This window comes from Sphingopyxis sp. CR5, assembly GCF_059693785.1.
The window spans coordinates 141,773-156,337 of the sequence record NZ_JCATIE010000005.1 but is presented as its reverse complement, the minus strand read 5'-3'; the positions used below and the strand labels follow the sequence as shown (position 1 = coordinate 156,337).

General features: G+C 65.6%; 13 protein-coding genes. 6 read left to right on the top strand and 7 right to left on the bottom strand.

Features of this window, described 5'->3' with window-relative positions:
* Positions 1-25: 25 nt before the first annotated feature.
* Positions 26-1,219: a GGDEF domain-containing protein gene (locus tag AC58D2_RS09495; RefSeq protein WP_497389645.1), complete on the bottom strand. Its 1,194-nt coding sequence runs from the start codon at positions 1,217-1,219 to the stop codon at positions 26-28.
* Positions 1,220-1,413: 194 nt separating this feature from the next.
* Between AC58D2_RS09495 and AC58D2_RS09490 the strand changes: the two genes are divergently transcribed.
* From AC58D2_RS09490 to AC58D2_RS09470, 5 genes are all read left to right on the top strand, one after another.
* A complete protein-coding gene (locus AC58D2_RS09490; RefSeq protein ID WP_497389643.1) occupies positions 1,414-2,622 on the top strand; it encodes a hydrolase in 1,209 nt (402 codons plus the stop codon).
* On the top strand, positions 2,619-3,620 hold the full coding sequence (locus AC58D2_RS09485) for an arginine N-succinyltransferase (protein WP_497389641.1): 1,002 nt from the start codon (positions 2,619-2,621) through the stop codon (positions 3,618-3,620). Before AC58D2_RS09490 ends, AC58D2_RS09485 begins: the two co-directional genes overlap by 4 nt.
* Before the next feature lies 1 nt (position 3,621).
* Positions 3,622-4,872 carry an N-succinylarginine dihydrolase gene (locus AC58D2_RS09480; RefSeq protein WP_497389639.1) on the top strand — a complete coding sequence of 417 codons (1,251 nt, stop codon included), beginning with the start codon at positions 3,622-3,624 and terminating at the stop codon, positions 4,870-4,872.
* 186 nt (positions 4,873-5,058) lie between these two features.
* The gene (locus tag AC58D2_RS09475) at positions 5,059-5,307 is read left to right on the top strand and encodes a hypothetical protein (RefSeq protein ID WP_497389637.1); all 249 of its coding nucleotides are present in this window, start codon (positions 5,059-5,061) and stop codon (positions 5,305-5,307) included.
* Positions 5,308-5,356: 49 nt separating this feature from the next.
* A complete protein-coding gene (locus AC58D2_RS09470) occupies positions 5,357-6,109 on the top strand; it encodes an alpha/beta fold hydrolase (protein ID WP_497389635.1) in 753 nt (250 codons plus the stop codon).
* On the opposite strand, the gene AC58D2_RS09465 is transcribed toward AC58D2_RS09470, so the two are convergent.
* On the bottom strand, positions 6,063-7,097 hold the full coding sequence (locus tag AC58D2_RS09465) for an alpha/beta fold hydrolase (protein WP_497389633.1): 1,035 nt from the start codon (positions 7,095-7,097) through the stop codon (positions 6,063-6,065). The two genes, AC58D2_RS09470 and AC58D2_RS09465, sit on opposite strands and share 47 nt — an antisense overlap.
* A gap of 50 nt (positions 7,098-7,147) precedes the next feature.
* Entirely contained in the window at positions 7,148-8,536 is a 1,389-nt protein-coding gene (locus AC58D2_RS09460; protein WP_497389631.1) for a DEAD/DEAH box helicase, read from the bottom strand.
* Positions 8,537-8,828: 292 nt separating this feature from the next.
* On the opposite strand from AC58D2_RS09460, the gene AC58D2_RS09455 reads away from it, so the two are divergent.
* The gene (locus tag AC58D2_RS09455) at positions 8,829-10,298 is read left to right on the top strand and encodes a glycerol kinase (protein ID WP_497389629.1); all 1,470 of its coding nucleotides are present in this window, start codon (positions 8,829-8,831) and stop codon (positions 10,296-10,298) included.
* Positions 10,299-10,320: 22 nt separating this feature from the next.
* On the opposite strand, the gene rpmE is transcribed toward AC58D2_RS09455, so the two are convergent.
* The 4 genes from rpmE to bamA form a co-directional block, all read right to left on the bottom strand.
* Complete coding sequence (rpmE, locus tag AC58D2_RS09450; protein WP_497389627.1) at positions 10,321-10,548, bottom strand: 50S ribosomal protein L31; 228 nt, start codon at positions 10,546-10,548, stop codon at positions 10,321-10,323.
* A gap of 166 nt (positions 10,549-10,714) precedes the next feature.
* Positions 10,715-11,194 (bottom strand): 3-hydroxyacyl-ACP dehydratase FabZ, encoded by a 480-nt coding sequence (gene fabZ, locus AC58D2_RS09445; protein ID WP_497389625.1) that lies wholly within the window; start codon positions 11,192-11,194, stop codon positions 10,715-10,717.
* Positions 11,195-11,198: 4 nt separating this feature from the next.
* Positions 11,199-11,885: an OmpH family outer membrane protein gene (locus AC58D2_RS09440; protein WP_497389623.1), complete on the bottom strand. Its 687-nt coding sequence runs from the start codon at positions 11,883-11,885 to the stop codon at positions 11,199-11,201.
* Entirely contained in the window at positions 11,885-14,563 is a 2,679-nt protein-coding gene (gene bamA, locus AC58D2_RS09435) for an outer membrane protein assembly factor BamA (protein ID WP_497389959.1), read from the bottom strand. The genes AC58D2_RS09440 and bamA overlap by 1 nt, the downstream gene beginning before the upstream one ends.
* Positions 14,564-14,565: the final 2 nt, after the last annotated feature.

Below are 14,565 nucleotides of genomic sequence, written 5' to 3'. Positions count from 1 at the left end.
GACGCCGGGTTCGCGTCCCGAGGGTTCAGGCGGTGCCGCGCCTGGGTTGCGGCGACGGGCTCGGCGCCTCGCCAAGCGCGGTGCCGACCCGGTTGCGCCCGCCCGCCTTGGCCCGGTAAAGCGCGGCGTCGGCGCGGCGCGACAGGTCGAACATCGTGTCGCCGGCAATCTGCTGCGCGACCCCGAACGAGGCGGTGACCGTACGGTCGATGCCCAGCGACGCCAGCGGTGCGGCCGTGAGTGCCCGACGCACGGCTTCGGCGAAAAGGCGCCCCTCGGCCAGGTCGGCACCGGGCATCAGCACCGCGAATTCCTCGCCGCCCAGGCGGCTGACGATCGCGCCTTCGCGCGCCGAATTGCGCAGCAGCGCGGCGAAATGCGCGATGACATTGTCGCCCGCGGCGTGGCCGAAATCGTCGTTGATCGCCTTGAAATGATCGAGGTCGGCGGTGACGAGGACCAGCGGCGTATCGAACCGGTGCGCCTGCGCCAGCAGGGGTTCGGCATGGGCGTCGAAGCCGCGACGGTTTAGCGCGCCCGACAGCGCATCGGTTTCCGACCGCGCCATCATCTCGCTTGCCGTATCGCGCATCATCACCAGCAGCAGCACCAGCGCCAGCGCGACCAAGGTCACCGATCCGATGCTTTGCGAAATCGCGGCATAGGTCGTCGCCATATAGCCTTGCGGAGCCGAGGCGGTGCCGACGATCCAGATCACCAGCGGCCGGACAAGATAGAGGCATGCGGTCAGCACGGTCAGCGCGACGAGCAGCAGGTCGAGCGCCTGGCGACGCCGCGACCGCAGGATCGTCACCGCGATCAGCAAGTGCATCGCGAAATAGGGCAGCTGATACGCCAGGCTGCGCAGCGGCGAGGCATAGTCGAGCGAAAAAATGACCGGGATCGCCAGCACGCTCGCGGTGCCGATCGCCGCGATCGCGACCCACGGCGGCTCGATGCGATAATGCCGCGCAACGCCGATCAGGCAAAAGGTCTGGCCGAGCAGGAAGACCAGGAAGATGCCGATCGCCGCGGGGATCGGGTCCGCCTGTATCCGCAGCATGAACTCGAGCACCACGTTGACGATGCCCATCGCATAGCCAGAGGCCATCCAGCCCGCGCCGCGCGCGGTGCGGTTCGTCGCCGCGACGACGCCGAACGCCACCGCGAAAATGACGGCAATGAACAAATTGATGCCCAGGATGAAGGCTGCTGTCATCGACCCACTTTTGCTGCTTCGCGGCCGTCATGCGCCGCGAAAGCGAATGTCTGGTTAACATCTGGCGAATCGGGGGCTTCGCGCGACCCTGCGAATGCAGGCGTACTGGCGCAATACCAGTGACTTACCGTATCTTCGAGACAATATTCGGGGCGGGGGTGCAAAAAGGCCGACGCGCCCGCTATAGCCGTCCGATGACCAGCCTTACCGCCAGTGAAACCGCGGCGCTCGAGCGCGCGGCCGATGCGCCGATGCTCGCTCAGGTCGAAACATGGGCGGCGGTGAACAGCGGCACGGGCAACCTGCCCGGCCTCAAAACCGTCGCCGGCCTGCTCGCCGACGCCTATTCGGCGCTGCCCGGAGAGGTCCGCCTGGTTGCGCCCGATCCGGTCGAAAGCGTCGATGCGGCGGGCCATGTCCAGACCATCGAGCGCGGCGCGCATCTGCACCTCAGCGTTCGCCCCGAGGCCCCCGTGCAACTCCTGCTGACCGGCCATATGGACACGGTGTTCGCCGCCGATCATCCCTTTCAGTCGCTGCGCTGGCTCGAAGAGGGCGTGCTCAACGGCCCCGGAACCGCCGACATGAAGGGCGGACTCGCGGTGATCCTCGCGGCATTGTCGGCGCTCGAAGCCTCGCCTCTCGCGACGCGCGTCGGCTATGACGTGATGATCAACAGCGACGAGGAAACGGGCAGCCATGCCTCGGCGGGGCTGATCGCGCGGCTCGCAAAGGGCAAGGTCGCGGCGCTGACCTACGAACCCGCGCTCCCCGACGGCACGCTCGCGGGCGCGCGGCCGGGAAGCGGAAACTTTTCGGTGCTGATTCACGGTCGCTCGGCGCACGCCGGTCGCAACCCGGAGGAAGGGCGCAACGCGCTCGTCGCCGCCGCCGATCTCGCGCTGCGCCTGAATGGACTCAAGTCTTTGGATTTAAAAGTAAATCCTTCCAAAATCGACGGCGGCGGACCGAATAACGTCGTCCCCGACCAGGCGATCCTGCGCGTCAACATGCGCCCCGCAACGCCCGATGCCGCCGCCGCCGCCGAAGCGGCGCTACGCGACACTATCGCCAACATCGAACGCGACCACGACGTCCACTGCCACCTCCACGGCGGCTTCAACCGCCCGCCCAAACCGCTCGACGCGGCGGCGACGCGATTGTTCGAGCTGGTGCGCGATTGCGGCAGCGCCCTCGGCATCGACATCGCGTGGAAGGCGACCGGCGGGGTGTGCGACGGCAACAATATCGCGGCGTGCGGCGTACCCGTCGTCGATACGATGGGACCGCGCGGCGGCGCGATCCATTCGTCGGACGAATTTCTGATCACCGACAGCCTGCCCGAACGCGCGCGGCTGTCGGCGCTCACCCTTTTAAGACTAGCGGAACGGGGGACTGTGTGAGCTATGTGATCCGGGCGGCGAAGCCGGGCGATCTCCAGAGCATTTACGAAATGGCGAAGCTGACGGGAGGCGGCTTCACCAACCTGCCCCCCGACAAGAAGGCGCTGAGCGGCAAGCTCGAGCGCGCCGAGGCGAGCTTTGCGTCGGACAAGGAATATCCCGCCGACGAGCTGTATCTGATGGTGCTCGCCGACAGCGAAACGAACGAGGTGCGCGGCACCTGCCAGATTTTCGGGCAGGTCGGCCAGCGCTGGCCCTTCTATAGCTATCGCATCGGCACCGACAGCAAGCATAGCGAACAATTGGGGCGCACCTTTCACGCCCAGATCCTGATGCTCAGCAACGACCTGAACGGCGCGAGCGAGGTCGGCGGGCTCTTCCTCCACCCCGCGGCGCGCGCCGGCGGGCTGGGCCTGCTGCTCGCGCGCTCGCGCTATCTGTTCATCGCCCGCCACCGCGCGCGCTTTGCCGATCGCATTCTGGCCGAACTGCGCGGCGTGATCGACGAGGCGGGCGGCTCGCCCTTCTGGGACGGCGTCGCAGGCAAGTTCTTCGGCATGAGCTTTCAGGAAGCCGACCAGTTCAACGCGGTCCACGGCAACCAGTTCATCGCCGACCTGATGCCCAAGCATCCGGTCTATGTCGCGATGCTGCCCGACACGGCGCGCAGCGTCATCGGCGTTCCGCACCCCAGCGGCCGCGCAGCGATGCGGATGCTCGAAAACGAGGGCTTTGCCTTTGAAAACTATATCGACATCTTCGACGGCGGCCCGACGATGACCGCGCGCACCGACCAGGTCGCAAGCATTCGCGACGCGCAGCATTTCGAGTTGACGGGGATAGCCGACGGCGGCGACGACGCGTTGATCGCCACGGGCCGGCTCGACGGATTCCGATGCTGCTATGGCAAGGTGGGCGCGGACGGCACCATCGACGCAAAGAGCGCCGGGTTGCTGCACGTGACCGCCGGCGACGAGATCAGCTGGATCGGGCGCTGACATGCTCACCGAAATCAACTTCGACGGGATCATCGGCCCGACGCACAATTATGCGGGGCTGAGCCGCGGCAATATCGCCTCGTCGAGCCACGCGGGCGACGTGTCGCAGCCGCGCGCCGCGGCGCTTCAGGGCGTCGAGAAGATGCGCCACAATCTGGCGCTCGGCCTCGCCCAGGGTTTCTTCGTCCCGCTCGACCGGCCCGATGCGGCGTGGCTCGCTGCCCTTGGCACGACCCTCGAAGCCGCCGAGCCGCACCTGCGCGCGCAGGCCTGGTCGGCCTCGTCGATGTGGGCGGCCAATGCCGCAACCGTCTCACCCGCGCCCGACAGCAGCGACGGCACATGCCACCTGACCGTCGCGAACCTGATGACGATGCCGCACCGCAGCCACGAATGGCAGGGCACGCTCGCCCAGCTTCAGCTCGCTTTCGCCGATCCCGCCTTCGCCGTGCACGCCCCCGTTCCCGCCCCCTTCGGCGACGAGGGCGCGGCGAACCATATGCGGCTGTGCGCCGGGCACGATGCGCCGGGGGTCGAAATCTTCGTCTATGGGGTCGGCGGTGGGCGCTTCCCGGCGCGCCAGCATCTCGACGCGTCGAAGGCGATCGCGCGCCACCACCAGCTCGACCCGGCCAAGACGCTGTTCATCCGCCAGTCGGACACCGCGATCCAGGGCGGCGCCTTTCACAATGACGTCGTCGCGGTCGCGAACGAGCGCGTGCTCTTTACCCACGAAACCGCGTTCGAGGACCGCGAGGATGCGCACGCCCGGATCCGCGCCGCCTTCCCGGAGGTCGAGATCGTCGAGGTCCCCGCGAGCGCCGTCAGCCTGACCGACGCGATCAAATCCTATCTGTTCAACGCCCAGCTCGTCAGCCTGCCGGGCGATGGCGGCATGGGGCTCGTCGTACCGACCGAAGCGCGCGAGACGCCAAGCGTGTGGACGTGGCTCGAAACGCATGTCGCGGGCAACGGCCCGATCCGCCGCCTCCTTCCCGTCGACGTGCGCCAGTCGATGGCCAATGGCGGCGGCCCCGCCTGCCTGCGACTGCGCGTCGTTGCGGATCCCGCAAAAGTCGACCCGCGCTTCATCGCCGACGCCGCCAGGCTCGACACGATCGCCGATGTTATTGAAAAGCACTGGCCCGAAGCGATCGCGCCGGGCGATCTGGCATCGACCGCGCTCGTCGCCGACGTCCGGCGCGCGCGCGCGGCGTTGCTGGACGTGCTGGGGCTGAGCGACCTGGTTTGACGGCGGCTTTCGGCGGGGTGCGGGCCTTTACCCATCGCTGGACAGTCCGCTTCCCATCCCAAGGCCATCGCGCCGTATCGCACTCTCCTTCCCTTGCCTGTCGGATTAACTTACAGTTTACCATAAGCGCGAAACCGGGAGTCCCGGTTTTACGCCGCTGGCACGGCTCTTGCGGGATGTATGGCGATGCTAAAGAAAATCGGACGTCTCTTCGTCATCAAGACGCGCTTCGAAGCCTGCCTGATCATCTATGCACTCGCCGTCGGTGCAATGGCGCGCGGGACGGCCTATCTCCACGAATTTCCCGGTTTTGGCGGAAAATTGCTGCTTGTCGCGTGCAGCGGGTCGGTCTTTCTTGCCGGGGCGAAGATTTTCGACTGCCTGCGATATGAGCAGGCAAGGCGTGCGGAACAAGAATCCCGGGCCGCGACATAAGCGCGCCGCGGACTTTCGCCCGTCACGACTTTGTGCCAAGGCGCTCGCCATGGGCAGGATAGGCGGCAACCCCGACATCGGAATGGAACATGCCTATGGGCTGGCGCTGCGCATCGCACGCTGGCGTGTCGGGGCGGAGGGCACGCCCTTGCTGTTCCTGAACGGGATCGGCGCCGATATCGCCGCAGCCGCGCCGCTCCTCGCGCAGTTGCACGGGCGCGAGGTGTGGACGCTCGATATGCCCGGCGTCGGGGGATCGCCCGACGCGCTGATGCCCTATGGCGCGCCGACGATGGCCGCGATCGTCATGGACATCGCCGATCGCTTCGGCCAGCGCACCCTCGACATCGCGGGGTTCAGCTGGGGCGGCGCGCTCGCGCAGCAGGTCGCGGTGCAGTTTCGCGACCGCATCCGCCGCATGGTGTTGATGGCCACGACGCCCACGGTCAATGCGCCGGGTATCGGCTGGGCCGCGATGCTGGACGATGACATGCTGGCGAGCGGGCTCAGGCTGCCGACCGCCACCCCGCTCGGCCTTGCCTATCAGGCGACGGCCATGGCGGGCTGGACGAGCGCGGCGATGCTGCCGTCGCTCCGGAACCTGCCGACGCTGATCCTGACGGGCCGGCGCGACGGGGTCGTTCCCGCCGCGCACGGACAGGCGATCGCCGACCTGATCGACGGCGCGGTGCTCGAAACAATGCAGGGATCGCACCTCTTCCCCTTCACCCACGCGGCAAAGGTCGCGGCGCGGATTACGGCGTTTCTGGACCAGCCGGCGGCGAATCAGGCTGCGGCTTGAGGAAATCGGCGATCGCCGCGGCGGTCGCATCGGGCGCCTCCTCCATCGGCAAATGACCGACCCCGTCGAGCAGGACGACCTTTGAGCCGGCGATGCGTTCGTGGAAGGTCTGCGCCGCGCTGGGGTTGATCAGGCGATCCGCCTTGCCGAACAGAATCAGTGTCGGCGCCTCGATGTCGCCGATGCGGTCGGCCATCGCGGGTTCGCGGTCGAGCGTCGCGCGCAGCGCGGTCGCTTCGCGATTGCCCGGAAAGCGCAGTAGTTCCCAGTAACGGTCGATCATCGCGTCGTCGACGATCGCCTGATTGGCAACCGAACCGCGCAGCGATTTCTCGACCAGCCCGCGCGGCGTGATCTGGCCGGCGAGCCATCGCCCGAAGGGATATTTGAGCAAGCGGAAGCCGACGTTCGAGGGCGGCGGCGCTTCGCCTTTTCGCAGCGGCATGCCCGCGGCATCGAGGAGCAGCAGGGCATCGACGCGGTCGGGCTCGGCCAGCGCGTAGCGCCACGCGACCCAGCCCCCCATCGAATTGCCGCCAAGGATGAAATGATCCAGACCCAGCTTCGCAGCGACGACGTCGACTGCCGCGATCATGCCGCTCGCGCCATAATCCTTGTCGGGCGTGCCCCCCGTAAGCCCGTGGCCGGGCAGATCGAGCGTCACGATGCGATAGTCGCCGCTGAGCCGGTTCACCAGCGGTTCCCACGTCTGGAGACTGGCGTTCGAGCCATGAAGCAGGATCATCGCCGGACCGTCGGCCTTGCCCTGGTCGCGGTAGTGGATCCGCTGCCCCGCCGGTCCGGCAGCGAAGGCGGCGTCGGGACCGCCATATTTGGCAATCATCGCATCGCGATCGGTATCGGGTGTGCGCAGCAGCAGGAAGGCGACGAGGATCGCCAGCACGACCCCAAGCGGAATCAGAACCCGCTTGCGACGCAACAGCGGACGCCGCGGCGGCGGCGCTTCATATTCGTCATCGTCTATCATTGCGGTCTCCCCCCGACCCGGAGGAGACCCTAGCGTGCCGGGGGGCCGCGTCAACCGACGCGGGTCACCGCGCCCTTGTGGGCGCCAACCCCGCCGCGGCGCGGACGGAAGCGACGCTTGCGCTGCGGCTGACCACCCTCGTTCGTTCCCTCTCGGCGCGGGCCGCGATCGGCACGCGGCTGGCTGCCGTCGCGGTGACCGCCGCTCTTGCCGCGCAGCGCCTCGTCACGCTGACGCTGGGGATTGCGGCCCTTGCCGCCGGTGTTGCGCGGCGGATTGACCGGCTTGGGCAGGTTGCGGACCATCTCGCCAAAGCCGTCGGGTAGCTTGACCGGTTCGGCCTTGGTGCGGGTGACACGTTCGATGTCGCGCAGATAAGGACGTTCGTCGGGGGCGACGAAACTGATCGCGATGCCTTCCGCCCCGGCGCGCGCGGTGCGGCCGATACGGTGAACATATTGTTCCGGAACGTTCGGGATCTCGAAGTTGATCACGTGGCTGACCCCCGACACGTCGATGCCGCGCGCGGCAATATCGGTCGCAACGAGCAGCTTTACCTGTCCCGACCGAAACGCCTGGAGCGCGGTGGTCCGCTGTGCCTGGCTCTTGTTGCCGTGGATCGCAAAGGCATCGATGCCGGCACCCTTCAGGTGGCGGACGACCCGGTCGGCGCCGTGTTTGGTGCGCGTGAAGATCAGCGCCCGGTCGATATCCTCGATACGAAGGACATGGTGGAGCAGCGCCTGCTTTTCCTTCTGGTCGACGAAGGTCACCTGCTGGCGGATCTTTTCGGCGGTCGTCGCCTGCGGCGTGACCGAAACCGTGACGGGATCGTGCAGGAATTGCTGCGCAAGCGCCGCAATTTCCTTGGGCATCGTCGCCGAGAAAAAGAGATTCTGCCGCTGCCGGGGAAGCAGCTTCGCCACCCGGCGCAGCGAGTGGATGAAGCCCATGTCCATCATCTGATCGGCCTCGTCGAGAACGAAAATCTCGACGTCGTCGAGGCGAAGCGCACGCTGGTCGATCAGGTCGAGCAGGCGGCCCGGAGTTGCGACGAGGATGTCGACGCCCTGTCCAAGCTCGCGGATCTGCTTGTTGACGGGTACGCCGCCAAAAACGGTCATCACGCTGAATTTCGCGAAGCGGCCGTAATCGCGGCAGCTCTGCGCAATCTGTGCGGCCAGTTCGCGCGTCGGCGACAGCACCAGCATCCGGCAGCCGCGCGGGCTGCGCGGCTTCGGGTTATTCAGCATATAGTCGAGAGACGGCAGCGAAAAGGCCGCTGTCTTGCCGGTACCGGTCTGCGCGATGCCGCACAGGTCGCGGCCTTCCATAAGGACCGGAATCGCCTGTTGCTGGATCGGGGTCGGCTGGGTGTAGCGCTTGGCCGTCAGCGCACGCTCGATGTCGGCGTGGAGGCCAAAGTCTTTGAATTCCATCTGGTATAACTCACAAAAATCGTCGTGAACGCGGCCGCGGGGCGAACGCGCACGATGGGCGGGTTCGAAACGACCCGCGTGAAAGGGTGCCTCAAGGGACTTAGCGCAACCGGCTCGTCCGGCCCGTTTGCGGGCGGGAAAATCACGCTGCCGGTATCGCGCGGCTCCAAGCCGCCATGCTGCGCTGCACAATCATATGGCATGGCTTGCGCGCAATTGCAAGAATCTTGCGCGGTGCGGGATTGCCCCCCTTCCCCGTTCGTGCTTCGACGGAGCGGGAGAGGAGAGCGTCGTGGCCGAAAAGATCCTTGTTATCGACGAAGGCACAACATCGACCCGAACGATGCTGTTCGCGGCCGACGGCACTCCGCTGGGCAGCGCGCAACGCGAATTCCGGCAATATTATCCCGGACCGGGCCTGGTCGAACATGACGCCGCGGAAATCTGGGCGGCGACACTGGCCTGCACCCGGGCGATGGTCGACAAGGCCGGCGGCCCCGGGCAGGTTGCGTCGATCGGCATCACCAACCAGCGGGAAACCATTATATTCTGGGACCGAAACACGGGAGACCCGCTGGCCCCCGCGATCGTCTGGCAGGACCGCAGAACCGCAACCGAATGCCGCAGGCTGAAGGAAGCGGGCCACGAAGCCGCGGTACAGGAAAAAAGCGGCCTGCTGCTCGACCCCTATTTTTCGGGCACGAAGATCGGCTGGGCGCTCGAGAACTGGCCCCAGCTTCGCGATGCCGGCGACAGGCTGGCAGTGGGAACGATCGAATCCTACCTCGTCCACCGATTGACCGGCGGGGTCCATGTATCCGATGCCACGAACGCCTCGCGCACGCTGCTGATGGATATCGAACGCGGGGCGTGGGACGCGGGGCTGTGCGAGCTTTTGGATGTGCCGATGCGCCTCCTTCCCGAAATCGCGAGTTGTACCGAGCGTGTCGGGACGACCCACCCCGACCTGTTCGGGGCGCCGATCGCCATCGCGGGGATGGCGGGCGACCAGCAGGCGGCAACCATCGGGCAGGCCTGTCTTGACCCGGGACAGACCAAGGCGACCTTCGGCACCGGCGCCTTCATCCTGTCGGCAAGCGGCGCCAAGCGCGCGACATCCGCGAACCGCCTGCTCTCGACGATCCTTGTACAGGAAGGCGACAGGCGACTCTACGCGCTCGAGGGGTCCGTCTTTGTCGCGGGAAGCCTGATCAAATGGCTACGCGACGGGTTGGGCCTGCTGGCGAACGCCGGCGAGAGCGAGGGGTTGGCGCGGTCGGTCCCGGACAATGGCGGCGTCTATCTGGTGCCCGCGCTGTCGGGTCTCGGCGCACCGCACTGGCGGCCCGATGCGCTGGCCGCGCTGACGGGCCTCAGCTTTGCGAGCGGCAAGGCGCATGTCGCGCGCGCCGCGCTGGAAGCGCAGGCGTATCAGGCGCACGACCTGAAGGCCGCCTTTGCCGCCGACGGCGTGGACTGGGCCGAATTGCGCATCGACGGCGGCATGGCGGCAAATGACTGGATGGCACAGGATCTGGCAAACATGCTCGACCTGATCGTGGAGCGGCCCGATTTCGTCGAAAGCACGGCGCTCGGCGCGGCGATGCTCGCGGCGACTGGCGCCGGCTTTTATCCCGACCTTGCCGCCGCCGCCGCGGCCATGCGCGGGCGCACGACGCGCTTCACCCCGGCATTGGGCGCGCAGGAACGCAAAACGCGCCTTGCCGGCTGGCAAAGCGCGCTTGCGAACGTACTGGGATAGCTCCGTTTGCCGGAGCCAGCCTTCAACGCTTGAGGGTAAGGCCGCCGAAGCGCTTGTTGAACTTCGCGACCTGGCCACCCTGATCGAGCAGGCGCTGGTTGCCGCCGGTCCATGCCGGGTGCGCGGTGGGATCGATTTCGAGCGTCAGCGTGTCGCCTTCGCTACCCCAGGTCGAGCGCGTCTGATATTCGGTGCCATCGGTCATCTTGACCGTGATCATGTGATAGGCGGGGTGAATGTCTTTTTTCATCTCTGTAGCTCCTGTGCCGCTGGTTACCGACCAGCAGCGTGAGTCCGTGCGCCCCCGTCAAGGAGCCGCGAAGCGGCGGCCTTTAAGGGCCAATGACAAAAAATGCAACTCCCCTGCTTCGTCACCCCGGAGCAAGGTCGGGATGACGAAGGCGGAGCCATGACCTTCAGTCGGCCGGCGGGTCTGCAATCATCGCAGTGAACTGGCATTCGGTGGCAACCTGCCCGTCCAGCATCGCCCGTCCCTCGAACTTGCAGATGGTCCGCTTCGCCTGAAGGATGGTGACGTGGAGGTCGAGCAGATGTCCGGGTTCGACGGGCTTGCGAAATTTCACGCCGTCGATGCCCATGAAATAAACCAGCTTGCCCGTCCCTGCGAGGCCCAGCGATTCGATCGCCAGCACCCCGCCGGCCTGCGCCAGCGCCTCGACGATGAGGACGCCGGGCATGATCGGCCGGCCCGGAAAATGACCCTGAAAGAAGGGCTCGTTCATCGTCACTGCCTTGACCGCATGGATCGAGGTGTCCTTCACCATCGATTCCACCCGGTCGACGAGCAGCATCGGATAACGATGCGGCAGCAGGTCAAGGATCCGGCGGATGTCCACCGGTCCCAGGACCTCGCCTTTCCCATCTCCGTCCGTCATCGGACTAGCGCGTGGTAGGCTGGTTGCCGCTGGCGGGGGCCGGAGCGGCCGCGCCCTGCTGCGCCCGTGCCGCGTCCATCATCTGCTGGTTCTTTTCCTGGACCAGCTGGCCCGGCTTGTAACCGGCGGGCACCGCGGTCGACACGCTCGGCAGGATACGGTTGAGCTCGGCGACCACCGCGGCCGTGATATCGGCGTTGTTCTCGCGCGCCAGCACCGCGTCGGGCTGGAGCAACAGGTCGACTTTCTTGGTCGTCATCGCGGCCTTGATCGCCTCGTTCATGCGAACGCTGATCTGGTCCTCGACATAGGCGATCGCGAGATCGACGGGCTCGCCGATCTTGTTGAGTTCGGCGGCCGCCGACTGGCGCTTGTCCTGCACCGCCTTGGCCGCGGCCTGAAGAGCCGCTTGGTTCTGCGGGGTTTTCTTCGCCTCTTCGTTATATTTGGCGACGAGGACGTTCAGTTCGGCCTGGAGAGTCTGACCGCGGGTTTCCTGCTGGTCGATCTGGGCCTTGTAGGTCGTCTGGATCTGCTGCGACGCGGTCTTGAACGCGTTCGACTGCGCCGCGGCGGCGCGAACGTCGGCAACCGCGACCGCGCGCGCCTGGGCGGCAGCCGGAGCGGCGAACATGGGCGAGATCGACAGGCTGGCGACTGCCAGCGCCGAGGCAGTGAAAATTTTCTTCATCAGAATTGGGTTCCTACGTTGAATGAGAAGCGTTTGGTATCATCGCCCTCTTCTTTGCGAAGGGCGTAAGCGAAGTCGATCCGGAAGGGACCGAAGGGGGAGTTCCAGTTGACCCCGACGCCGACCGAGACGCGCGGCAGCCATGTGTCGCCGTAGAAGCGTTCCTCGAACGGCGCGAGCGCCGAATAGCCGGTCGGACAAACATTGTAGCTTCCGGTCGGCGTACCGTCCGAATTGGTCGCCTGGGTCGCGAACTGCGTCGTCCCCTCGGCCGAGTTGCGGCACAGATATTTGGTCAGGCCGTCCGACGGATCGCGGAAATCTGCGAGCGTCGTGAGCCGCGGCCGACGAACGCCGAACACCGACCCGACATCCATGAACACCGACGGACGCAGCCCCATTTCCTTGGCACCGGTGCCGAGCGGGATGTCGACCTCCAGCCGTCCCTTGTAATAGGCGCGGCCACCGAGCGCGTCGTCGATGAGCTGGCCGCGGTCGGTCGTCAGGTCGAGAACCGGGTTGGCCGGATCGGTCAGGTCGACGCCGGTATAACGGATCACGCGCGGGCCGATGCCGCGAATGTCGAACCCGCGCAGATCGGGTTCGCCGAGCTGGAACCTGTCGGTCAGGCGCACCTTGTCGCTCGTCGGCGTCGGCCGCCCGCCGAGCGGATAGATATAACCGCCTTCGAGATAGGCGTTCAGGATGAAGCGGCCGGTGAGCCGCATATGCTTGCTCGCGGTGGCACGCGTCCGCAGATATTTGACGCTGCCGCCCAGTCCCGCGAAATCCTGGCTGAGCGTGAACGACTGACCGCGCGTCGGCCGGATGCGATTGTCGCGGTCGTCATAGGCGAGCGTGAAGCCGACGAGCGAGGTAGTCCGCTTGCCGATCGCGTCGCACAAATAGCGACCGGCGATCAACGGGTCGCAATCGTCGCCGAAATAATAGAGGCTCTTGTCCAGCGTCACATCGTCGTAGTTCAGGCTGTAGCGCCCGAAAACCGACATATACTCGGTCAGCGGCACGCCCACATTGACCTGGAAACCGGTGGTCGTCTGCTCGAAGGTCGTTTGGCGATCATTGTTGATGAAGTTGAACGAGTTGAGATCGCGCCGATAGATGCTGCCGCCGAGCGAGATATTCCGGTCGAACAGATAGGGTTCGGTAAAGCCGAGTTCGACCGACTTGGAATAGCTCGAATAGTTGACCGAAGCCTGAAGCTGCTGCCCCAGGCCGCGGAAGTTGCGTTGGCGCACCGATGCCTGGACGAGGAAGCTTTCGATCGACGAGAAGCCTGCCGACAGCGACAGTTCGCCCGTCGGTTTTTCTTCCACATTGGTTTCGAGGATGATGCGATCGGGCGTGCTGCCTTCCTTGCGCTCGATCTCCAGATTATCCTGGAAATAGCCAAGGCTGTTGATGCGGTTCTCGGTGCGTTTGAGCGCAAAGCTGTTGAACGCATCGCCTTCGTTCAGGCGGAATTCCCTGCGCAAAACCTTGTCCTGCGTCAGCGTGTTGCCGTTGACGTCGATCCGCTCGACATAGGTACGCGGACTTTCGCCGACGTTGAACGTGATGTCCATCGTCCGGTCTTCGGCATTCCGATGGAACTCGGGATTGATGTCGGCAAAGGCATAGCCGAACAGCCCCGCGGTTTCGCTCAGGCTCTCGACCGTATCCTCGACCTGCTTGGCGTTATACCAGTCGCCGGTCTTCATCGGCAGCAGCCGCTGCATCGTCTCGGGCTTGAAATCGCGCAGACTGCTCTCGATCTTCACGTCGCCGAACTTGTAGCGTTCGCCCTCTTCGACGACATAGGTGATGATGAAGTCCTGCTTGTTGCTCGTCAGCTCGGCAACCGCCGAAATGACGCGGAAGTCGGCATAGCCGTTCTGCAGGTAGAAGAGGCGCAGCTTCTGCTGGTCGTAGGCAAGACGGTCGGGATCGTAGGTCGTGTTCGACGACAGGAACGACAGCAGGCCACCCGTCGTGCGGGTCGCCATCTCGTCCTTCAGGTCACCGTCGCTGAACTTCTCGTTGCCGATGATGTTGATCTGGCGAACCTTGGACTTTGGCCCTTCGGTGATTTCAAAGACGACATCGACGCGGTTCTGGTCGAGCTGGACCATCTTAGGATCGACGGTCGCGGCGAAGCGGCCCTGCCGCTTGTAGAGCTCGATGATGCGCGCGACATCGGCGCGCACCTTCGACCGGGTGAAGATCTGGCGCGGGGCGAGCTTGATCTCGGGCCGGATCTTGTCTTCCTTGAGCCGCTTGTTGCCTTCCAGAATGACGCGGTTGATCACCGGGTTCTCGACGACCTGGATCGTCAGCGCGCCGTCGTCGTCGGTTATCTGATAATCCTGGAACAACTCGGTCGAAGCGAGGTCCTTCAGCGCCTGGTCGAGCGTCGCGCGGTCATATTCCTGACCGACGCGCAGCCGCAGGTACGAGAGGATCGTCTGGGATTCGAGCCGCTGGTTCCCGGTCACGTTGATCGACTTGACCGTCGAGGCGGTCGGCACCGCCTCGGTCGTCGGAACGGGGACCGTAGGAACGGTCGGGGGCGGCGCGGCCTCCTGCGCAAGGGCAGGCCCCGCGAGCATCGTGCCCGCAAGGAGGAGCGCCGACAGCTGCACTCGCGCCGTAAATTTGTGTGAAACCACGCTGTTCATCC